The 21,071-nt window shown below is 47.6% G+C and carries 20 protein-coding genes; 10 read left to right on the top strand and 10 right to left on the bottom strand.

The window, feature by feature from the left end:
• Positions 1-1,833 (top strand): CHAT domain-containing protein (locus NDA06_RS20685; RefSeq protein ID WP_348251836.1); only part of this gene is annotated, 1,833 nt, incomplete at its 5' end.
• A gap of 59 nt (positions 1,834-1,892) precedes the next feature.
• Here the strand turns inward: NDA06_RS20685 and NDA06_RS20690 are convergent.
• Entirely contained in the window at positions 1,893-2,786 is an 894-nt protein-coding gene (locus tag NDA06_RS20690) for an alpha/beta fold hydrolase (RefSeq protein ID WP_190985291.1), read from the bottom strand.
• A gap of 383 nt (positions 2,787-3,169) precedes the next feature.
• Here NDA06_RS20690 and clpS point away from each other — a divergent pair, with 383 nt between their 5' ends.
• Together clpS and NDA06_RS20700 are read left to right on the top strand one after the other, a co-directional pair.
• Positions 3,170-3,451, top strand: coding sequence for an ATP-dependent Clp protease adapter ClpS (clpS, locus tag NDA06_RS20695; protein WP_190415151.1), 282 nt, complete (start codon positions 3,170-3,172; stop codon positions 3,449-3,451).
• 42 nt (positions 3,452-3,493) lie between these two features.
• Positions 3,494-4,327 carry a CPBP family intramembrane glutamic endopeptidase gene (locus NDA06_RS20700; RefSeq protein WP_347276158.1) on the top strand — a complete coding sequence of 278 codons (834 nt, stop codon included), beginning with the start codon at positions 3,494-3,496 and terminating at the stop codon, positions 4,325-4,327.
• 218 nt (positions 4,328-4,545) lie between these two features.
• Here the strand turns inward: NDA06_RS20700 and NDA06_RS20705 are convergent, their stop codons facing one another.
• Positions 4,546-5,241 carry a pentapeptide repeat-containing protein gene (locus NDA06_RS20705; protein ID WP_190415152.1) on the bottom strand — a complete coding sequence of 232 codons (696 nt, stop codon included), beginning with the start codon at positions 5,239-5,241 and terminating at the stop codon, positions 4,546-4,548.
• Positions 5,234-5,497, bottom strand: a complete 264-nt coding sequence (locus NDA06_RS20710; protein ID WP_190415153.1) for a hypothetical protein — start codon at positions 5,495-5,497, stop codon at positions 5,234-5,236. Before NDA06_RS20710 ends, NDA06_RS20705 begins: the two co-directional genes overlap by 8 nt.
• A gap of 307 nt (positions 5,498-5,804) precedes the next feature.
• On the opposite strand from NDA06_RS20710, the gene NDA06_RS20715 reads away from it, so the two are divergent.
• Complete coding sequence (locus NDA06_RS20715; RefSeq protein ID WP_190985292.1) at positions 5,805-6,032, top strand: hypothetical protein; 228 nt, start codon at positions 5,805-5,807, stop codon at positions 6,030-6,032.
• 253 nt (positions 6,033-6,285) lie between these two features.
• The gene (locus tag NDA06_RS20720; RefSeq protein ID WP_190985293.1) at positions 6,286-6,483 is read left to right on the top strand and encodes a hypothetical protein; all 198 of its coding nucleotides are present in this window, start codon (positions 6,286-6,288) and stop codon (positions 6,481-6,483) included.
• A gap of 148 nt (positions 6,484-6,631) precedes the next feature.
• Here NDA06_RS20720 and carB read toward each other — a convergent pair whose 3' ends face one another.
• Both carB and NDA06_RS20730 read right to left on the bottom strand, forming a co-directional pair.
• Positions 6,632-9,910, bottom strand: coding sequence for a carbamoyl-phosphate synthase large subunit (carB, locus tag NDA06_RS20725; RefSeq protein ID WP_190433731.1), 3,279 nt, complete (start codon positions 9,908-9,910; stop codon positions 6,632-6,634).
• Positions 9,911-10,457: 547 nt separating this feature from the next.
• Positions 10,458-11,012: a Dps family protein gene (locus NDA06_RS20730; RefSeq protein WP_190415157.1), complete on the bottom strand. Its 555-nt coding sequence runs from the start codon at positions 11,010-11,012 to the stop codon at positions 10,458-10,460.
• A 320-nt stretch (positions 11,013-11,332) separates the two neighbouring features.
• Between NDA06_RS20730 and NDA06_RS20735 the strand changes: the two genes are divergently transcribed.
• From NDA06_RS20735 to NDA06_RS20745, 3 genes are all read left to right on the top strand, one after another.
• Positions 11,333-11,605 (top strand): Asr1405/Asl0597 family protein, encoded by a 273-nt coding sequence (locus NDA06_RS20735; protein ID WP_190415158.1) that lies wholly within the window; start codon positions 11,333-11,335, stop codon positions 11,603-11,605.
• An 18-nt stretch (positions 11,606-11,623) separates the two neighbouring features.
• Positions 11,624-12,283 carry a (2Fe-2S) ferredoxin domain-containing protein gene (locus tag NDA06_RS20740; protein WP_190985294.1) on the top strand — a complete coding sequence of 220 codons (660 nt, stop codon included), beginning with the start codon at positions 11,624-11,626 and terminating at the stop codon, positions 12,281-12,283.
• Positions 12,284-12,403: 120 nt separating this feature from the next.
• Complete coding sequence (locus NDA06_RS20745) at positions 12,404-12,940, top strand: Uma2 family endonuclease (RefSeq protein WP_190985295.1); 537 nt, start codon at positions 12,404-12,406, stop codon at positions 12,938-12,940.
• Positions 12,941-13,147: 207 nt separating this feature from the next.
• Here NDA06_RS20745 and NDA06_RS20750 read toward each other — a convergent pair whose 3' ends face one another.
• The 5 genes from NDA06_RS20750 to NDA06_RS20770 form a co-directional block, all read right to left on the bottom strand.
• Positions 13,148-13,402 carry a hypothetical protein gene (locus NDA06_RS20750; RefSeq protein WP_190985296.1) on the bottom strand — a complete coding sequence of 85 codons (255 nt, stop codon included), beginning with the start codon at positions 13,400-13,402 and terminating at the stop codon, positions 13,148-13,150.
• Between the two features lie 130 nt (positions 13,403-13,532).
• The gene (locus NDA06_RS20755; RefSeq protein ID WP_190985297.1) at positions 13,533-14,450 is read right to left on the bottom strand and encodes an alpha/beta hydrolase; all 918 of its coding nucleotides are present in this window, start codon (positions 14,448-14,450) and stop codon (positions 13,533-13,535) included.
• Between the two features lie 21 nt (positions 14,451-14,471).
• Positions 14,472-15,491 carry a GTP-binding protein gene (locus tag NDA06_RS20760; protein WP_190985298.1) on the bottom strand — a complete coding sequence of 340 codons (1,020 nt, stop codon included), beginning with the start codon at positions 15,489-15,491 and terminating at the stop codon, positions 14,472-14,474.
• 243 nt (positions 15,492-15,734) lie between these two features.
• Positions 15,735-16,856, bottom strand: a complete 1,122-nt coding sequence (locus NDA06_RS20765) for a Rid family detoxifying hydrolase (RefSeq protein WP_190985299.1) — start codon at positions 16,854-16,856, stop codon at positions 15,735-15,737.
• Positions 16,857-17,051: 195 nt separating this feature from the next.
• Positions 17,052-17,687: a TetR/AcrR family transcriptional regulator gene (locus NDA06_RS20770; protein WP_190985300.1), complete on the bottom strand. Its 636-nt coding sequence runs from the start codon at positions 17,685-17,687 to the stop codon at positions 17,052-17,054.
• 156 nt (positions 17,688-17,843) lie between these two features.
• Between NDA06_RS20770 and NDA06_RS20775 the strand changes: the two genes are divergently transcribed.
• Positions 17,844-19,493, top strand: coding sequence for a pitrilysin family protein (locus NDA06_RS20775; RefSeq protein WP_190985301.1), 1,650 nt, complete (start codon positions 17,844-17,846; stop codon positions 19,491-19,493).
• A 177-nt stretch (positions 19,494-19,670) separates the two neighbouring features.
• Positions 19,671-21,065, top strand: coding sequence for a pitrilysin family protein (locus NDA06_RS20780; protein WP_242047397.1), 1,395 nt, complete (start codon positions 19,671-19,673; stop codon positions 21,063-21,065).
• The last annotated feature ends 6 nt before the right edge of the window (positions 21,066-21,071 follow it).

The following is a 21,071-nucleotide window of genomic DNA, read 5'->3' on the forward strand; positions in this document are numbered from 1 at the left end:
ATAGATACAGGTGGCAGCGGCACGGGCGGCATAGATACAGGTGGTAGTACCGGCGGCATAGATACGGGCAGTAATACAGGTGGCAGCGGCACCGGCTCATCCGGGGGTACGGGTGGAAACACAGGCTCCTCCGGTGGCACGGGGGGCGGCACAGGCAAAAACACAGGCTCCTCCGGTAGCACGGGGGGTGGTAGCACCGGCACTGGTGGCACGGGCAAAAACACAAGTTCCTCTGGCGGTACGGGTGGAAGCACAGGCAAAAACACAGGCTCCTCCGGTGGCACGGGGGGCGGTAGTACCGGCACTGGTGGCACGGGCAAAAACACAGGCTCCGGCAGCCCTAGCAACGATCAAGCAAGCAAGGGAGATGGCGGAACAAGTCAGGGAGATAACTTATCCGGCTCAGGAAACGATCCGGTTTCCACCTCTTCCGGCAAGGAAAATTCATCATCACGAAAGGTGGATGCGGAATCATCTTCACAAACTGATGCAAGTGAATCTGTTGCAGTTCTGGAAGAATCCTTCACCCGTGAATTTGAGGAGTATTTGGGTCAGCAGGTTGATTCTCAGACAACCACACTGGTAGAGGCTCGGAATATTCTGCAAAAAATTGAGAAAGCGACTGGGGTGAAACCAGCACTCATCTATGTAACTTTTGTGCCTCAGACGATTGCACTCGATCCGAGCCTACTGGATACAACGGCTTTCAATGAAACTAAGTCACTACAGCCGTTAAATCAACCAGAAAATGTGCAGCAATCTAGTTTCCTAGGTAAGGTCAATCGGGCAGGGCGTAACAATAGCGACCAGCTGGAAATATTGGTGGTGACTTCTGATGGTGTCCCCATTCGCAAGCGGGTTCCGGGGACAACGCGATCGCAAGTAATCAAGGTTGCCGATCAATTCCGTGCCGAAGTGATTAACCCCCGAAGACAGAAGGCTTACCTGGCTCCAGCCCAAAAACTTTATAAGTGGATGATTGCACCCATTGAAGCCGATTTACAAGCGCGGGGTATCCAGAATATGGTCTTCCTCGCAGACAGTGGGTTACGCTCCATCCCGATTGCCGCTCTCCACGATGGTCAAAAGTTTCTGGTGGAGAAATACAGTACGGGGCTGATGCCCAGTCTTAGTTTGACGGATACTCTCTTCAAAGACATTAAAAATTCCCAAGTTCTGGCAATGGGAGCAGAGAAGTTTCCCGAACAAAGCGCTTTACCATCAGTGCCCCTGGAGTTGTCAATGATTACGCCCCAGCTGTGGAAAGGCAAAGCCTTCCTTAACGATGCCTTCACCCTCAAGAATCTGAAGTCTCAGCGCTACTCGCAGCCTTTTGGGATTGTCCATCTAGCAACTCATGCCGAATTTGAATTAGGCCCTCCTAGCCAATCCTACATTCAGCTATGGGACACGAAACTGCGATTGAATCAGCTAAAGCAAATGGGCTGGAACGATCCACCTGTAGAGCTATTAGTGCTGAGTGCCTGCCGCACAGCGTTAGGCAATGAACAAGCGGAGATGGGCTTTGCTGGATTGGCTGTGCAAGCAGGAGTGAAATCGGCAATGGGAAGCCTGTGGTACGTCAGTGATGAAGGGACGCTGGGACTGATGACCAGCTTTTATTCACAATTGAAAAAAGCCCCCATCAAAGCGGAGGCACTACGGCAGGCACAGATATCGATGATTAATGGAGAAGTAAGCATTGAGGGAAACAAAATGCATACTTCCAGAGAGGATATCTCGCTACCTCCGGAGTTAGCAGGGTTAGGAGAGAAGAAACTCTCTCATCCCTATTATTGGGCAGCGTTTACGATGATCGGCAATCCTTGGTAAACAATTAAAAACGCCAAATTAAACATTCTCTGATTTTTATTTGGCGTTTTTTTGAATTTTTAATTGCTTAATACCCACGAGCGCATCAGAGCATTTACTTGTTCTGGTACCTCATCATGGGGACAGTGACCTGCTTGTAAAAAATGCTCTGTCAGTTGAGGATAGTATTGGCGAAATTGCTCCGCTCTATCTCTTGTATTCATCCAGGGATCTGCTTCTCCCCACAACAGTAACAGCGGGCAGCGCATCTGCTTTAATAAAACGTCAACTTTTTCGCCTTGAGGCGTTCTGAAGACAGAAGCAAATACTTGAGCAGCACCGGGATCGCAAGAGGGGCGATAGATTTCTTCCACCAACCGATCGGTGATCGCACTCTGGTCGAGATAAACTTTCTGGAGTGTATTCCGAATGACTGAACGTTGTCGCGCATACTGGAACAACAGAAAACTAGCCCAGGGTTGGCGAAAAAGTGACTGAACGACTTCACCCATCACTTTTTGGATGGGGTTCGGTTGAGTCGGCACCTTAAGATTGGTGAACGGGCCAGCACTATTGAGCAATACCAATCCAACAGCGGCTGATGGACGTTGGGCTGCCACGCAAAGCCCGCAATAGCCGCCTAGAGAGTTTCCTGCTAACACAACTGGCTGACGAATCACGTTAGTGATGAAATCATACAGTTGGTCTCGCCACAAGTCGCCACCATACTCCCACTCCGGCTTGGCTGAACGACCAAAGCCCAGCAGATCGATCGCCCAAACTTCAAAATCCTGACTCAGTTCAGTAATATTCTTGCGCCAGTGGTCTGTAGAGGCACCAAAGCCATGAATCAATAATAGGGGCGGGCGTTCGGGTTGCGGTTGTCCTGCCCGTACATAATAGATGGATTGCCCCCGCCATTGCCAATAAGTGCCGGGAATGGGGACGGTAGAGGCTGCTGGGGTTGCCTGCATGTCACAAAAATGTTAAGTAATGTTAACTTCTTTATTTTAGCTTCTCAGGAAGGCTGGATGCCCTTAGACATTCAGTAGTTCCGTCTAAGGGCTTGGTTGCTGCATCCCCGTTAGTTATGTTGAGGAAAGGTTTTGCTCAGGCGTAGGGGAAATGCTGGAGTGATCGCCTCCTCAGAACGCATAAGTATTGAGTAATATAAAAAAAGCAGCTAGAATCTTAACATTTGCCTTGAGCGACCCAACTTCAGATGGGGTAACGTAGGCGCGTAGCGGCTTTCCGTATGGTAGTACGCAAGCTGTGTTCGCATCGCATCTGGAGTAGAGAAGGGGAGAGTTCAAGTAGCGTTTATCAATCGTAGATCAGTAACGAAGAGGGAAGAGCAGTGTCTGTCGAAACCGTACAAAAGCCTTCAACAGTCCGTAAACTCGCACCTCGTTATCGTGTGTTGCTCCATAATGATGACTTCAACCCAATGGAGTACGTGGTGCAGGTTTTGATAACGACGGTGCCTGGTATCACGCAACCTCAGGCTGTCAGTATCATGATGGAAGCTCATACCAATGGGCTTGCTCTCGTGATTACTTGCGCCTTGGAGCATGCGGAGTTCTATAGCGAAACATTGAACAACCACGGATTGACCAGCACCATAGAACCAGACGAATAAAATACGCCCAGGCAACAAGTAAGAGGCAAGAGGTTGTTAAAAATAAACTTTGTCCGTTTAGCCCAGTACCCGGCACCGGCGCGGCTGGGCTGTTTTGTGCTGAGTTTACTCTTGCTCTGGTTGCCGGTGGCTGCACCCATTTACTTACTCTTGAGTAAAGATCCCAACTTAGTCACCATCCTGACGATGGGGCTGTTGTTTGCAGCGTTTCTCCTGCTTGTTCGGTGGTGGGGTCAGAAAGTCTATCAGCAACCCCAGCTACTGAGACGCTATGGTTTACAAGGAACGCGGCAAAATGCCAAAGAGCTTTTCTCTGGACTGGGTGTTGGCGTCTTGATTACTTTCAGTCTGTTTGGGCTGGAGGGGCTATTGGGTTGGCTGGTGTGGCAGCCTCCGACAATTCCATTAGCCAAACTGATTTTAGAAGGGTTAGCGAGCGCTCTGGGTATCGGTTTTGCAGAGGAATTGGTATTCCGAGGCTGGCTGCTAGATGAGTTGGAACGGGATTATCGTCCCCGCGTATCTCTTTTGGCAGACGCTTTTATCTTTGCGCTGTTACATTTTCTGAAGCCGCTGAGGGAGATTTTTCGGACTTTGCCGGGATTTCCAGGGTTGTTGCTGCTGGGATTAACCCTGGTTTGGGCAAAGCGCGGAAGCAAGGGGCGTCTGGGACTTTCGATCGGTCTGCACGCTGGCTTGGTTTGGGGATACTACATCATTAATGTGGGAAATCTGGTGCAATTTTCTGGTCAAGTTTCCGACTGGATTACTGGTGTGGACAAAAATCCCTTGGCAGGGGTAATCGGGTTGGTGTTTTTGAGCGTTTTGGCGTTTGGGATGCGGAAGCGATCGCATTCACTGGACTCGCCCCAATAATCAACAACCATTGATCCTAGACTCAACCTATAGCATTACCCAATCTGGCTTCTGGAGTGGGAGAGTCCCTCTTTATCGGCAAACGGAATTCTCTACTTCCCTGCGTGTCTCCCCCATCTAAACTCTTTGGAGAGAGCTTAACCGAAAAGTATTATAAAACTTAGTTGTGGCGGATTCGGTAAGCGGCTCTTGAGGAGCAACGACGAGCACAAATATTCTTACCAGATTGCCCCTCGCCGCTTCAAGTCACGCTTCATTGCTTCTGAAAGTCCTGTATTCTCTCCAAATCGAGCTTTTTCCACTTTTACCGTGCCTAAATCCGCATCGCTCAAATTGGCACGACGCAGGTCAGCGCCGCTTAGGTCGGCACCCATCAAGTTTGCACCTATCAACGTGCCACTACTCAGGTCAGCACGACGCAGGATAGCATAACTCAAGTTCGCCTCACTCAAGTTGACACTACACAAGGAAGCATCAATTAAGTTGGCGCGACAAAGGTCGGCTCCAATCATTTGAGCCTCATTCAGTTGGGCACATAGTAAGTTGGCACTGTTGAGGTTAGCACCAATCAAGTTGGCACCCATCAAACAGACTTTAATGGCGTCAGCTCTGTTGAGATTGGCACTGAGCAAATTGGCACCGCTCAAATCAGCCATATTCAAGTTGGCTTTATTTAGCTTGGCACCCGCGAGATCGGCACCAATCAGATTGGCACCCAGCAGCAGCGTACCCAGCAAAATCGAACCGCTTAAGTCGGCACCATGTAGGTCAACGCCACTAAGATTAGCACCCGCAAAATCTTTAACGGGATTTAATCCAGCAATTTCTGCTAATTCAAGGAAGTTATCTGTATCTGCCTCTACAACGTGTAAGATCAAGTCTTTCAGTCGCTGGAGAGATTTCTCATTAGGCACATTCAAACTCTGTCCGGCTTTCATTAGGCTTTTGTTTGGACCTGAATAGGCAGAGGGCAATCATTCTCTCTATTACCGCCCTCTTGTTACGACTAATATGCTTCAACCCCAGTTCCTCGACATCCGGATATTCACTTACAAATTGGTTATTTTGCTCTAGTTGAGCCAAAATTGCTTCTAAGGATTTATCGAGACTGTCTGTTGACTCCTCATCAACCATCTCTAGGTGGGATTTTTTAGAATTTGAGTATTGCATTTTTTACCTCAACATCATTTAGCTTAAGTAAACCCATTCTAAAAATAACATTGCACTGCGATCGCCGGGGAAATATCCACTAAAATTTACGTGAATTTGAGGGTTCATCAAGTTATGGAAAAGTAACAAACTCCTTTTCGTCTAGATGTCTGAAGCTGCATGAGTTTTAAAAAAAATTTTGATTCTCAACCAGTAAAACAAAAGCAATATTTAGTATGTTTTTATACTTGGCTTACTTAAATTTTGATTTCTGGATTGAACTCGCTCGAAAAAACTTTACGGTTGTTTTTGTCTAAAGTTCGATTGGTTGGCATTTCCCCAACAAAATAGCTGGGATCTTTACGGGCAGACATTTATCAGACTCAGAGAAAGAAGATTTAACCTTGACCTGCTTGAGGAACTTTGGGCGATCGCTTATCGAGCGATCGTGTTGCGTAGCCGACAGCATATGCTGCAATTGAAATGGCTATGTGGCGATCGCATCGGTTCAGTTGCATCAGGGGAACACCAAGCGAAATTACTATGTAATCTATAATACTTTTACCTACTGACATTCCCTTTGCTCGAAATGCCTTTTTAGTCAAGTTTCTATCAAATTGCATAAAAGAATAATTGTGAATCCACGCTTCTCGATAGAAGGCGAATCTGACGATTTGCTGACAATTTAACAAAGTAGTAATTTCTTCTGAATGTCAAAAAATCTCAACTCAGTTGCTGCCAACTATTGCCTTTACGAAGGGCAATAAATTTATACCTATACCTAATAATTCATAAAGGTTGCCAATAAATTGTCAAAGCTCAGCGTCGGTTTCTGGGATGACAAGCTTGACATTTTGAACGGGAAATGGTCTCAGAACGGGGATGCTTATCTCTTGCAAAACCTGATTGAAGTCCTAACTGAAGTAGGGATACGATCGCACTACGTAGATTTCGGCTTAGTTTTGAAAGAACCCAAACCTGTTCTCGAAGAAAACAGGTTTGGGTAAGCAACCTTGCGATCGCTTCGGTAAAATCCCCTAAGATTCATGGGGGATACCCGGAAGGGCGTTTGGCATCTATAGCGGTTCTTATTGTTATGCCATACACTCTGACCTCGCCCCTCCCCTTCCCGATTCCGAAAAGGGGACTGGAGGGTTAAACCTGGATTGGACTCAACTTGGCATCACTATAGTTGGGGATGCCAATATAGTCTTGCAGCGCTTTCACCTCCAAAGGAGCTGACTGCAAGGCACGAATCGCTGCCGCAGTAGCTTTAGCACCTGCAATCGTCGTGATCATAGGGATTTTGTAAGTGAGGGCACTGCGACGAATCAAGCGTCCATCTGCCTGCGCTTCTTCCCCAGAAGGTGTGGTGATAATCAGCTGAATCTTGTTGTTTTTGATCGCATCCAGAACGTGAGGACGCCCCTCATGCAGTTTCAGCACCACATCCACCTCTAGCCCATGTTCCCGCAGCACTTTGCGCGTGCCAACGGTGGCGACAATATGAAAGCCCAACTCAATCAAATCTCTGACCACTGGCACCGCCGCCGCCTTGTCCCGGTCGTTCATTGAGACAAACACTGTGCCAGATAAGGGCAACCGCTGTCCCGCTGCTAACGCTGCCTTAGCAAACGCTCTTCCGAAATCCACGTCAATCCCCATAACTTCTCCCGTCGAGCGCATTTCTGGCCCCAGAAGGGTGTCAGCACCGGGGAATTTTTCAAAAGGCAGTACGGCTTCCTTGACGGCAACGTGACGCGGCAGTACCTCCTCTGTCAAGTCGAGGGATTCCAGCGTGGCACCTGCCATAATTCGGGACGCCAGAGCGGCTAGGGGTACTCCAGTCGCTTTGGAGACATAAGGGATGGTGCGCGAGGCTCTGGGGTTGGCTTCCAGAATGTAAACTTGTTCCCCCTGAACGGCAAACTGGATATTCATCAATCCAATCACCTTGAGGGTCTTGGCGAGATCGATAGTCCAGGTACGGATGGTATCCAAGACTGCTTCCGATAGGGAAGTATAGGGCAAGGAACAGGCAGAATCCCCAGAGTGAATGCCCGCTTGTTCGATATGCTCCATGATGCCGCCAATCACGACCTTACCAGTGCGATCGCTGATCGCATCGACATCCACCTCAATCGCATTTTCCAGAAACTTGTCGATCAAGATCGGATGATCGGGTTCCACCAGCACCGCATACATCATGTAGCGCTGCAAATCCTCATCGGAGTAGACAATTTCCATCGCCCGTCCTCCCAATACATAAGAAGGACGTACCACGACGGGGTAGCCAATGCGCTGCGCGACCGCTAAGGCGTCTTCAAAACTCCGAGCAATTCCGTTCGCTGGTTGCTTGATATCGAGTTCCCGCAGGATTTTTTCAAATCGCTCTCGGTCTTCGGCGGTGTCAATCGAATCTGGCGAGGTTCCCCAAATTTTAGCGGTGATTTCGGGGTGGGATTGCAGATATTCCTGCAATGGCAAAGCCAATTTTAGCGGCGTCTGACCCCCAAACTGCACGATAATTCCCTCTGGCTGTTCCGCCTCGATGATGTTGAGAACATCTTCTTTCGTCAGCGGCTCAAAGTAGAGGCGATCGCTCGTATCATAATCGGTGGAAACGGTCTCCGGGTTTGAATTGACCATAATCGTCTCAAACCCTTGCTTGGAGAGAGCATAAGCTGCATGACAGCAACAGTAGTCAAACTCAATCCCCTGTCCAATCCGGTTCGGGCCACCCCCTAAAATCATGACCTTGCGGTTATCTGAAGGCAATACCTCCGATTCTTCCTCGTAAGTTGAGTAGTAATAAGGAGTCAGTGCCTCAAATTCCGCCGCACAAGTATCCACGGTTTTGTAGACGGGGACGACGCCCAACTGCTTGCGGTAGTCGCGGACTTCATCTTCGGTCGTTTTAGTAGCGTAGGCGATCTGGCGATCGCTAAAACCTTCCTGCTTGATGTCCCACAACTTTTCTTTTGTCAGGTCTTTCAGCTTACTTCGCTTCAAGAACTTCTCGGTTTCCAACAGTTGTTGCATCTTATCTAGAAACCACGGATCGATTCCCGTCAGTTCATAGACTTCTTCTACCGTCATCCCCATCAACATGGCATGACGAACGGTGAAAATTCTCTCTGGATGAGGCGTCCGCAGTCCCGAACGAATTTGTTCCAAACTCGGCAATTTCTCGTTCTTGTCGCATCCCCAACCCGCGCGACCCGTTTCCAAGCCTCTTAATGCTTTCTGGAACGACTCGCAGAACGTCCGCCCCATCGCCATCACTTCTCCCACCGACTTCATCTGCGTCGTCAGGATTGCCTGAGAACCCGGAAATTTCTCGAAGGCAAATCGGGGTATTTTCGTCACCACATAGTCAATGGTCGGTTCAAAGGACGCCGGGGTTTTCTTGGTGATATCGTTGGGAATTTCGTCGAGGGTATAGCCTACCGCCAACTTTGCCGCTATCTTCGCAATTGGGAACCCGGTCGCTTTAGAAGCCAGGGCAGAACTGCGAGAAACGCGGGGGTTCATCTCAATGACAATCAGGTCGCCAGTCAGAGGATTAACTGCAAACTGAATATTCGAGCCGCCGGTTTCTACCCCAATCTCGCGGATAATTTTAATCGACGCATCCCGCAACCGCTGGTATTCCTTATCGGTGAGGGTTTGCGCGGGTGCTACGGTAATTGAGTCCCCGGTGTGGATGCCCATCGGGTCAAGGTTCTCAATCGAGCAGATAATCACGACGTTATCTGCCAAATCGCGCATGACTTCTAGTTCGTACTCTTTCCAACCCAGCAGCGACTGTTCGATGAGAATTTGCGACACTGGGCTGGCATCCAAACCGCCCTGAGCCATTTCTTCAAATTCTTCCTGGTTGTAAGAAATGCCGCCGCCGGTGCCGCCTAGGGTATAAGCAGGGCGGATAATCAAGGGATAGCTGCCAATTTGGGACGCGATCGCCTTCGCTTCGTCGAGGGTGCTAGCAATCCCCGATGGGCACACGCTTACCCCAATTTTCGCCATCGCTTCCTTAAACAGCAGCCGGTCTTCGGCTTTCTCGATTGCCGGTAGCTTGGCTCCAATTAACTCGACCCCGTACTTTTCCAGTACTCCATTTTTCGCAAGGGTGACGGCTATATTTAGAGCTGTCTGACCTCCCATTGTGGGCAGCAGCGCATCAGGTTGTTCTTTGGCGATTACCTTTTCTACGATTTCTGGTGTCAACGGTTCAATATAGGTGCGATCGGCCGTTTCCGGGTCGGTCATAATGCTGGCTGGATTCGAGTTCACCAGCACGACTTCATATCCTTCCTCCCGGAGCGCCTTACAGGCTTGAGTGCCTGAATAGTCAAACTCGCAGGCTTGTCCAATCACAATTGGACCAGAGCCTAGTAACAGAATTTTGTGGATGTCCTGGCGGCGGGGCATAGTTGTTTGTCCTAGCGTGACTGTTTTAAGTCCAGATTATTTTAAAGGCTTTCTTCCCTGTGCTTGGTAGTGGTTTTTGCCAATTTGCCCAAGATTTGATGAGGAAAGGTTTTTGCAACTTCTTTTGTGTCAACTGGCAAGTGTCTTCTTGGTACAACCAGCTCCCATTGACCGGGCAGTTTGATCGAGGCTATCGATGTTAGAGACCAGGTTATCGCGTCTCTACCGCGATCGCGTCAAATCCGCCCTTCCATTCTGAACTCTTCGGTTCTCATTCCCATGATGTAGGGAAGCCAAGAAATCTGCCTTTTAGGTTAGTTGACAACTAATTTCAACAAGCTTAAAATTAATCTCTGGGTTTTTCTTTACAACTTAAATCAGAACTTTTACAACTTCATAATAAACAAGCAGAGAGAAGATATCTTCCCTCTGCTCAGTTAGTGTTACTCTCTGTCTTAAAGAACCACAGGTTAGGTACTGAAAATTTTAGCAGCCTGCATATCGAGGCTACATCTAGCTTACCTCAACGGAATTCAAGAGGCAGATACTAATTATTCGTAGTCTGGACAAAACCCAAGGTCAAGCTGTCTTTAGCGAGGAAGTGAGCCAGATGATAAGCCCGTTCTTCGGTTTTCAGCAAGATTGTTTCGTACAGATAACGGGTTGCGCGATCGCCCAAGCTTTCTGCTTGTCCTGCCTGACGCCGGATTAGCTGAATCATCGCTTGCTCGGCGGCTAAGTCGTGTTCCACCATCTGGCGGCAAGAAAATACCCCTTCATCTTCTGGCGTGAAGCAGCACAGTTCTGCTAACTTGGCAAAGCCAGCTACTGGAACGCCACCCAGTCCATCCAACCGTTCGCCAATATCATGAACGTGTCCCTGCACCTGTTCGTAGCTTTCGCTGAAGAACTCGTGCAGCATATAAAATTCTGAACCTTCGACCACAAAGTGATGCTTTTGATATTGCAAGTACAGCGCCTGAAAACTCGCTAGAGCAATGTTGAAGCCCTCACAAACCGGCGTGGTGATACTGCGATCCAGCAACACCGGATTGTCATAAACCTGACCGAAGGAGCGCAATACACTCTGAGTTTCGGACATCGTTGTATTCTCCTCTCAATAAGCAACGGTTGTTGCTAATGCAGTAAGTGTATCACGCTAACCCAATTTTGGTGTCTCACTATAGTCTGAGCCAGTTTGACCCGATCCGCAGCAAGCGCTAGTTCCTCAGTTGTATCCTTGCCTATTTCTCGCAAGCAATTAAATTTTCAGTTAAGCTAGTTGAGAATTGTTGTCGTTTGAGGTATATGTATTAACTAGGGTGAAATTGTAAAAATTCCCTACGTCAGGGAATTTTCGGAAAGGCTAGCGAGTCCAGGGAAGTTATAGACAATGCTAATTTTTCGCGTCTGTGGGAACGAATGAATCCAATAGAGCCAATTGAGCCACAACCAGAAACCGGCAAGGTTGTTGAGGTGAATCGAGCAGATCGGTGGCAAGTTTATTACCGCTTGCGAGAGTTAGGAATTTCCTGTGGGTGTGCGGTTGACCAGCCCTTGCTGGTTGAGGTCTACAACACGACAGCAGCGATTCAGCTGTGGAGTGTTGTTAGGCAGTTAACGGCATCGCGCGGCGAGTTAGTGAGCCATCTGGAACGCTGCTGGCAGACGAGTAACGATCCAAAAGAAAGTTAAAAGAGGTTGTAAAAAAGCATGAGTAAATTTAAACAAAACAACTCAGAATTCCGCCTTGAGGGATGGTTACTCGGTTTTGTCATTGAAGATGGCTATAAAATCAAATACTTAAGACTTGCAACTTCAGAAGGTGAATGTCAGATCAAGCTTGCCAAAGAAGCTCGGATTTCCCTATTTCGCTCAGGAGTGACACCCGGTACTTGGGTTGAGGTTTTTGGCGAAACCAAGCTTAAGTTAAAAAGTGGAGAAGTCAAACAAAAAGCTTATCTGGTTAAACCCGGTGTTCCTCCCAGCCAATTGCAGGAAGTTACACAAGTTGAGGAAATTCAGGAATTGCCTCGATCTGCTAAAAAATTACCTCTACCTTCCGGCGTCAAAGCGACAATTTTGGTGTGTAAAAAGTCCGATTGTTGCAAGTTGGGTGCTAATAAAGTTTGTCAGGCTTTAGAAGAAGGTTTGCGCGATCGCGGCTTGGACGACCAGGTTACGATTAAAGGAACTGGCTGCATGAAGCGTTGCAAATCAGGGCCAAATATCGTTATGCCGGATAAAACCCGCTACACTCGGATTAACGCTACAGAAATCCCTGAAATTATAGATAAACATTTTCCAGATGAGATGGTATCTGAAGAGCTAATTGCACCTCGTTTGGAGTGCGAAACGGCTAGGGTTCGTTAATAATTTTTCGTAATTTATAGATAATACATACCCCCAACTTCTTTTTATCAGGAAGTTGGGGGTATCGTCTATGTGCAGCCTGCCATAATATTAGTACCTGACCAAAGCGAGTAGATAACTATGGCGATCGCTACTGTAACCGAAAGATTCTCTCTAGAAGACTTTATCACTAACCCCCCCGAACACATGGAGTGGGTGGATGGAAAACTTGTGGAGAAAACGGGAATAACGGTAAAACATAGTATAGTTCAGACTAGGTTAGCTTGGGGCTGGAAAAATTTCATTACCCAATCTGGACAAGGAGGGGAGGTTGCTGTAGAACTCCCCTGTCGGACTTTAAGGCAGGGACGTCGTCCTGATGTATCCTACCTCACAGCGGAATTGGTAGCGCAGTTTGGTGAGGCAGGAGGGTTGCCACAAAGTCCACCGCTAATTGCTGAAATCGCTTCTCCAACGGATTCAGCCGAGGATTTGTTTGCCAAAGCAAGCGAGTATTTAGAGTCGGGTTGTTCGGAAGTCTGGCTAGTATTTCCTGAGAGTCGTCGGGTATTGTTAATTACTCAAAGTCAGACATTAGGGTTTAATACTGGTGATGTAGTGAGTACGCAACTTGTACTCAGAGGATTTAGTGTAGCGCTAGATGAATTGTTAGCTTGAAGCTGACAGTTGATAGAGATTTTAAATATTACTAAATGGATAGTAATTTTAGCGCGAGTAGCGTGGCAAGAGCGATCGCCTAAAAGTTACGTGGATTAAGCAAAAACCCACCATCACCGCCTGAAGACGGGCATAGTGGGTAAAGAGAAGGAAATTCTTCAACTCAAGAAAGCGCGATCGCTTTTTTGGCATCGCCGTCCATCTTGGCTAAAGCGTAAAGTGACCTTGCATTTGACTTAGAGCCTTAGTGCAAGCAGCGCAACTGCACCCTAGATGGTCTTTGATAGGATTACTCGGTTGCACAGATGCAGGCACTTGTTGATCTTGCACGACAATAACTTGTGCAGTTGGTGCAGACAGCATCATATTTGAAGCTTCAGCGGCTTGTGCTGTATTCGCTAGCAGGAGCATTGATGCCAAAATTATCGGACAAGTAAGCAAAGCAAGAGCAATTCTGTTCATAATTCAAAAGCTGACAGTTTTTGATGGCATTATAGCCAATTAATTGCCCGCTAAGTTTTGCTTAACGGCAACCAAATCCTTAGCTGTGTTAGCTTGGCTTGGCTTGAGGACAAAGTAAATGCGATCGCACTCACCCACCCTCACCCATCAAAAATGGCAAGATAGCAGCGCCTACAGCATCTGCGTACTCTTCATGTAATCCCAACGAACCGGGAAGCCTGACTGTCTGCACTCCTGAGACATTCGCCATTGCTTCCATTTCTTCCTTTGATTTCGGCGGTGCTTGTTCGCCAATGACTACCATCACGGGTAACGGTAAAGGCTGAAACCAGGCGAGAAAATCGTCTCTATGATTAACCGGATCTAAACCTCCGGTGACGAAAGCGGCGGGAGCAAAACGCGCTCCTGGCTGATGTGCTGTCTGCAACTTTTGTTCGAGTCGGGAGGGACTCAGCGAGCCAGGTTCAACGTAGACATGGCGACGATACATCAAACTAATGAAGGACTCCGTGGTGTTTAGCTTGTAGAGAGCTTGTCCTAAAATGGGCGATCGCACTACATTTCTCAGCGTTCCAAACCACCCTTGCTTTTTACCCATCATCGTCGGAAATGGCCCGCGCCAAGTGGGAGCCGCTAGAACAATCCGCGACAAAAGGGGCGGTTGTTGTTGCGCTAGTTGCATCGCATAACCAGCAGCGTGTCCAGCAGCAATGATGGCTATTGGAGTATCAAAAACATTTTTGACAAAATCTTGCAGAAATTGGTGATATAGGGCGGGTTGGTAGTTCAAGGGTAGACGAGGCGATCGCCCAAATCCAGGCCAATCGAGAGCAACGGCTTGAAACTGAGATGATAATAACTCTGCCAGTCCGCGCATTTCCGCGCGTGTAGAAACGGTGCTGAAAGCTGGCAGAAGTAATATAGGAGCTCCTTTGCCTAGAGTTTCATAAACTATGGGTAATTCTTGTCCTTCCCAAGCCCAGAGATATTCCTGAACGGTTCCGCCAATTCCGACAGTACTAGGTGCAGAAATTGTTGAAGTTGCCATAAGACACAATCCCTATTTTATTTACTCTAGGCAATCTTTTAAGTGCTGTTGAATTTGGGCTTCATTCAAGTTACGCCCAATAAATACCAGTTGATTGCTCTTTTGAGAAATCCACTTGTCAGTTTTCATCTCAACCCGTTTACCGCACAGTTGAAAGATGTGGCGTAAACTACTTTCCTTAAACCAGAGTAAACCTTTGGCGCGAAAAACGTCTTCGGGAAGTTGTTTGGTTAGAAATTGTTGAAATTTCTCTAAGAGGAGAGGGCGATCGCTTTGAAAAGAAAATGACATGAAACCATCATTTTCTAAGTGGTGGGAATGATCGTGATGATGATCATGATGGTGATCGTGATGGTGATGATGGCTAGATTCCTCTTTAGCTGGATAAGATTCCGCTTGGGAAACTCCCACATCTAAAATTAGTGGCAGAGGAACTTGTCCGTAGGAGGTTCGCAAAACTCTTGCGCCTACTTTCATGGCGCGAATGTAGTCTTCCAACTCCTTGACTTGGGCTTCTGGAACCAAATCGGTTTTGTTCAGCAGAATGATGTCACCATAGGAAATCTGATTGAGGGCGGCATCACTTTCAAAATGCTCCGGTGTAAACGTTTCCACATCCACCAAAGTCAAGATAGAATCGAGCCGAGTTAGATCGCGCAAATCTGTACTAATGAAGGTCAAGGCAATGGGCAATGGATCGGCAATTCCGGTTGTTTCGACAATTAAGTAATCAATGCGATCGCTCCGTTCCAGCACCCGATAAACTGCATCGAGCAATCCATCGTTGATGGTGCAACAAATACAGCCATTAGTGAGTTCGATCATGTTTCGATCGACGGAAATCAATAGCTGGCTATCGATATTAATATCGCCAAATTCATTAACTAAAACTGCTACTTTTAAGTCTTGACAATTATGCAAAATATGGTTAAGCAGCGTTGTTTTACCACTGCCTAAAAAGCCTGTAACGATCGTGACTGGCATTCCCCGTTTAGGAATATCCGAAATCAGGTTTTGTTTGGGTGCTGTAAGATTGTTCATTACTCTTTCGGTGTTAATTGAGCGATGCAGACATAGATTCACACCATGCGGCGCAGTGTCTGCGATGACATGGCAAGTTCTCAGAATGCCAAGATATTTTTAATAATGATAACTATTATCATAGGCGATCGCTGGTAGTGCTTTGTAGGCGAACTCTTCTATCAATCGCTTGCAGGCTATACAGGCGTAGGTTAGAGTAGCGAGTTCTAACCTACAATGCGATCGCGCTTGGCGTTATCGGTCTTAAATTACCGCAATGCAGTCAATTTCTACCAGCACATCCTTGGGTAGACGGGATACTTCCACGCAGGCACGGGCGGGAGCGGTCTCTGCGTCAAAATATTTAGCATAAACTGCGTTAACCGCAGCAAAATCATTCATATCTTTGAGAAAAACGGTGGTTTTCACCACATTTTCAAATTTAGCCCCAGCAGCAGAGAGAATCGCTTCAAGATGAGCCATTACCTGTTCTGTTTGCTTGGCTACATCGTCGGTGTAGACAATATCACCGATTCTAGGATCAATGGCAATTTGACCAGCGACGAAGATCATCTGACCGCTGGCAGCGATCGCTTGATTATACGGCCCGACTGGTGCTGGTGCGTTCTCAGTGCGAATTACTTTGCGTGTCATTGATATTTGTGTTGGTAACGATGCGTCTTGTTTGCGGGGTTGTGAATTGGAGGCTTCAGGCTTGTAGCGTTCTCCATCGGGCATTATCGCACCATTAAAGTCCACATTCTGGATGTTCGCTCCGTAAATGTTGGCATCAGTTAAGATTGCCTTCTTTAAGTTGGCTCCATCCAGGTTAGTCTTTATCAAATTTGCTTTTTGGAGTGTTGCTCTCTCTAGATTTGCTCCTCGCAAACAGGTTTCTCTAAGGTTTGCCTCTCCCAGGGATACTCCAGCCAAATCCACATCAGCGAGATTCAAGCCTGACAAATCGCGTTTATCCAGACTTACTCCCCGGAGTTTAGCTCCCTGGAGATTTGCATTTTGCAAGTTTACATTACTTAGGTTTGCCTGAGTTAAGTTTGCTCCAGCCAAATCTGCCCCTGTAAGATTTGCGTTATTTAAGTCAGCACCACTCAAGTCAGCACCGCTGAGGTCTGCCCAACTTAGATTAAGTGAATTTCCTTGCACACCTTTCAAGTTTGCACCTATCAGGGATGCCCTACTCAGGTTTGCTTCCCACAGACTAGCCTTGGTTAGAGTTGTTTCACTCAAGTCAGCTCCAGTCAAATTTGCTCGATATAGGTCTATCTCACTCAGGTCTGCTTCTTTGAGATTTACCCCACTCAGTTGTGCAGAATGAAATCTCCGTTCTCCTGCTGCGTATTTTTCTAGAAGTTCTTCAGCGTTCATTATTGGTTTAGCGATTGTCGCGCACTTGCATCAGTTTAAGACACTGGGCGAACAGGAAATCGCTTGGGCGTTGTTTTAAACCCGCGAAGGCGGGTTTCGTCTGTGTAGACGCGATTTCTAATCGCCGGAGCTAATGCAAATTCTAAATGCTCGGATTAATGCAAATTCTAATTGTCGGAGCTAATCTTAATTTCTTTATTTCGCCAAAACACCATTGAGGAAAATATCAGCCAACCCTTCTGCCATTTCTTGCATTGCTTTCGGGGAAGCATTTTCTCCCAATAGGGTGTCGTGACTAAAACCGGCAATTGTGAACATCCCTAAGAAAACTTGGGCGACAATTCTCGGATTCATGCGGCGATAGGTGCCTCTATCCATTGCAGTTTGAAAGAAAGCTTCTGCCACATCCGTCATTTTGACAATTACTTCAGCTTGGATGCGATCGCGCAACTCTGGATGAAACTGCGCTTCTGTAAAACAAACCCGCAGCATATCCGCATTTTCACGTAGATTCATCATCCGCCGATGCATCACCTGAGCCACAGCTTTATAGCTGCCCATTTCACTCAATTCCGTTAATAAATCTGTGAGAATTTCTACCCAGCCTTGCGTCGCCACCTCAATCAAGATCGCCTTTTTGTTCGGAAAATGACGAAACAACGTTCCTTCTGCAACCCCCGCTGTTGCGGCAAGATCGCGGGTTGTTGTCCCCTCATATCCCTGGCGGGCAAATAACCGCTGTGCTGCCTGTAAAATTCGGGTGTGAGTATCGTCTTCAGTATGAGCAACTTGCTTAGTTGCTCCTACCGTTTTCCGGTTAAAAATTCCCATATTAAGAAATAAATGGATGGATTACCACTAACACCCTAATGCAATTGTGCTATAGGCGAGTAATCAATCACCCAAACCTTCACAGATTGTTAACACCACACAATCCACGTTAGAGTCAATATCTTGGAATTAGCGCTGCTTAATCTTTAGTATTGTATGAGTCAGTTTTGTCGATTCCTGTGTGTGTCAATCCCAACGACAGCACAACCGTTACGGGAAAGTTTGAACCCCAGCCCTCAACCGTCAAGACAGCGTCAGTGGCAAAGCATTCTGGCTTTTCTGCTCGCGCTGCTGCTGGGGTGGGGTATGCAGCCAAATGTGGCGTTAGCTCGTACCCAGACGCTTGAAAAGGCGGATGGGACTGCCACAACCCAATCGATTCAGCCCTATTTAGACCGGGTGATTCAGCGGGTGACAGAGTTTCGCTTAGAGAATGGTCTCAAGTTTATTGTATTGGAACGGCACCAAGCGCCAGTTGTGTCGTTTTACACCTATGCCGATGTGGGCGGTGCCAACGAACCCAATGGTCAAACAGGCGTTGCTCACTTTCTAGAGCATTTAGCTTTTAAGGGAACCACCCGCATTGGCACGCAGGACTACAAGGCAGAAAAGCCACTTTTAGACCGCTTAGACCAGTTAGCCGAACAAATTGAGGCCGCAAAAGCGGCAAAGAAATCGGCAGAAGTGACAAGGTTGCAGGCAGAATTTAACAAAGTTGAAGTCGAAGCAGCGAAATATGTCAAGCAAAATGAACTGGGTCAGATTGTCGAGCAAGCGGGCGGCGTCGGTCTAAACGCAGCAACCTCTACAGATTCCACGGTCTATTTCTACAGCTTTCCTTCTAACAAGTTAGAGCTGTGGATGTCGCTGGAGTCAGAGCGGTTTTTAGACCCAGTGTTTCGAGAATTTTATAAAGAGAAAGAAGTCATCCTGGAAGAGCGACGGTTGCGAACTGATAACTCGCCCATCGGTCAAATGATTGAGGCTTTTCTCGATGCGGCTTTCAAAGTGCATCCCTATAAGCGTCCAGTGATTGGCTACGACCAGGACATCCGCAATCTTACCCGCGAAAATGTGCAGGAGTTTTTTGACACGCACTACGTCCCCAGCAAGTTAACTATTGCGGTCGTTGGGGATGTTAACCCAGCGGAAGTGAAACGGCTGGCTCAAGTTTATTTTGGACGTTACAAAGCCAGACCTGCGACGCAGGAACAATTACCGACGGAACCCAAGCAAACTCAAGCGCAGGATGTCACCTTGCGCCTGCAATCCCAACCTTGGTATCTAGAAGGCTATCACCGCCCAGCGATGAATCATCCGGATCATGCAATTTATGAACTGATCGGTCGATTGTTGAGCGATGGTCGGACTTCTCGCCTCTACAAGTCTTTAGTAGAAGAGCAGCAAGTCGCTCTGAATGCGGAAGGTTTTAGTGGCTTTCCGGGAGATAAGTATCCAAATTTGATGCTGTTCTACGCGCTAACAGCTCCCGGTCATACAGTGGATGAAGTGGCGGCGTCTTTGAGCAAGGAAATTGAGCGGCTGAAGACGGAACCCGTAGCGGCGATGGATTTGGATCGGGTGAAGACTCAAGCAAGAGCTGATTTATTGCGATCGCTCGATTCCAATATGGGCATGGCGATGTCGCTGGTGGACTATGAAGTGAAAACCGGATCGTGGCGGAACCTGTTTAAGCAACTAGATGCGATCGCTACCGTGACACCCGCAGAGATTCAGCGAGTGGCGAAAGAAACTTTCCAGCCACAAAACCGGACAATTGGGCGAATTCTGCCGAAAGAGGGCTGAGGAAAGAGGACTGAGGACTGAGGACTGAGGACTGAGGACTGCGAGGAAGAGGAAGAAGGACGAGGAATGAGTATGCAGTGGTTTGGGCAGAATTCGAGGAAGAAGGGCAAAGGGAAACAAAAGAAAAATTATTTTCTGTTTCTTTTGACTTTCTCATTGATACTTTTGACATTTTTGATGCCAGCGGTAGCGGATACAGCGCGGCATTATACGGAGTTGAAGTTTCCGCCATTGCCGGAAATTCAGGTACCCCCGTACACGCGCTATCAGATGGACAATGGGATGATTGTGTATCTGATGGAAGATCGCGAACTTCCCCTCGTGAGTGGCACGGCAATGATTCGCACCGGCGCTCGTCTGGAACCAGAAAACGAGGTAGGTTTGGCTACGTTGGTTGGGGAAGTCCTGCGGACTGGTGGAACTGCGAAGCACTCCAGCAATGAACTGAACCAATTGCTGGAACAGCGCGCCGCTTCGGTAGAGAGCAGTATTGTTAGCACTACGGGTAGTGCTGACTTTACGACGCTCTCTGAAGACTTGAAGGACGTATTTAGTTTGTTTGCTGAGGTAATCCAAGAGCCGATTTTTGCACAGGAAAAGCTAGATTTAGCCAAGACGCAACAGCGCGGTGAAATTGCGCGGCGGAATGACGATCCGGGTGACATTGCTTCCCGCGAATTTGAGAAATTAGTCTACGGCAACAATAGCCCCTATGCTCGCACCGTAGAATATGCAACGTTAGACAACATTTCTCGCGATGACTTAATCAGTTTCTACCAGAAATATTTTCATCCGAAGAATATGATTCTGGGCATCGTGGGGGATTTTGACAGTAAGGCGATGCGTCAGATGATCCAGGAAAAGTTTGGGAACTGGAAGCCAAAAGGCACAGCGCAAACTCCACCGATACCAGGGGCGGAACAGGCAAAGCGGGGAGGCGTGTTTCTGGTAAATCAGCCGCAGCTAACCCAGAGTAATATTGTCATGGGTCATCTGGGCGGTCAATTGAACAGTCCTGACTATGCGGCTCTGTCAGTATTAAATGGAGTGTTAAACGGTTTTGGCGGACGGTTGTTTAACGAAGTGCGATCGCGCCAAGGTCTTGCTTACACGGTGTACGGTTATTGGGGCGCTCAATATGACTACCCAGGCGTATTCCTTGCTGGGGGACAGACTCGCTCTGATGCGACTGTGCCCTTCATTAAGGGCGTTTTATCGGAAATCGAGCGCATTCGCACAACTTCGGTGACGCCAGCAGAACTTTCCTACGCCAAGGAATCGGAACTCAATTCTTTTGTTTTTAAGTTCCAAGATCCCAGCCAAACTCTGTCGCGATTGATGCGATATGAATATTACGGCTACCCGAAGGATTTTATCTTTCGTTACCAGCGCGACGTGGAAGCAACCACGATTGAGGATATTCAACGGGTTGCTGAAAAATATCTCCAGCCAAATAACATTGTTACGCTGGTGGTTGGAAATGCTGCTGCAATTCAGCCGCCTCTAACCAGCATCACTCCCAATGTTACGTCGATAGATATTGCGATTCCAGGAGCATCAAAAAATAGTTAGTCCTTA

Source organism: Trichocoleus sp. ST-U1 (genome assembly GCF_039961835.1).
Taxonomy (GTDB): domain Bacteria; phylum Cyanobacteriota; class Cyanobacteriia; order Cyanobacteriales; family FACHB-T130; genus FACHB-T130.

Coding starts and splice junctions, on each gene's coding strand:
- NDA06_RS20765 (WP_190985299.1), bottom strand. CDS start 16,856: ATGAACGCTGAAGAACTTCTAGAAAAATACGCAGCAGGAGAACGGAGA.
- NDA06_RS20760 (WP_190985298.1), bottom strand. CDS start 15,491: ATGAACAATCTTACAGCACCCAAACAAAACCTGATTTCGGATATTCCT.
- NDA06_RS20735 (WP_190415158.1), top strand. CDS start 11,333: ATGAATCCAATAGAGCCAATTGAGCCACAACCAGAAACCGGCAAGGTT.
- NDA06_RS20740 (WP_190985294.1), top strand. CDS start 11,624: ATGAGTAAATTTAAACAAAACAACTCAGAATTCCGCCTTGAGGGATGG.
- NDA06_RS20775 (WP_190985301.1), top strand. CDS start 17,844: ATGAGTCAGTTTTGTCGATTCCTGTGTGTGTCAATCCCAACGACAGCA.
- NDA06_RS20750 (WP_190985296.1), bottom strand. CDS start 13,402: ATGAACAGAATTGCTCTTGCTTTGCTTACTTGTCCGATAATTTTGGCA.
- carB (WP_190433731.1), bottom strand. CDS start 9,910: ATGCCCCGCCGCCAGGACATCCACAAAATTCTGTTACTAGGCTCTGGT.
- NDA06_RS20690 (WP_190985291.1), bottom strand. CDS start 2,786: ATGCAGGCAACCCCAGCAGCCTCTACCGTCCCCATTCCCGGCACTTAT.
- NDA06_RS20780 (WP_242047397.1), top strand. CDS start 19,671: ATGCCAGCGGTAGCGGATACAGCGCGGCATTATACGGAGTTGAAGTTT.
- NDA06_RS20755 (WP_190985297.1), bottom strand. CDS start 14,450: ATGGCAACTTCAACAATTTCTGCACCTAGTACTGTCGGAATTGGCGGA.
- NDA06_RS20745 (WP_190985295.1), top strand. CDS start 12,404: ATGGCGATCGCTACTGTAACCGAAAGATTCTCTCTAGAAGACTTTATC.
- NDA06_RS20770 (WP_190985300.1), bottom strand. CDS start 17,687: ATGGGAATTTTTAACCGGAAAACGGTAGGAGCAACTAAGCAAGTTGCT.
- NDA06_RS20730 (WP_190415157.1), bottom strand. CDS start 11,012: ATGTCCGAAACTCAGAGTGTATTGCGCTCCTTCGGTCAGGTTTATGAC.
- NDA06_RS20710 (WP_190415153.1), bottom strand. CDS start 5,497: ATGCAATACTCAAATTCTAAAAAATCCCACCTAGAGATGGTTGATGAG.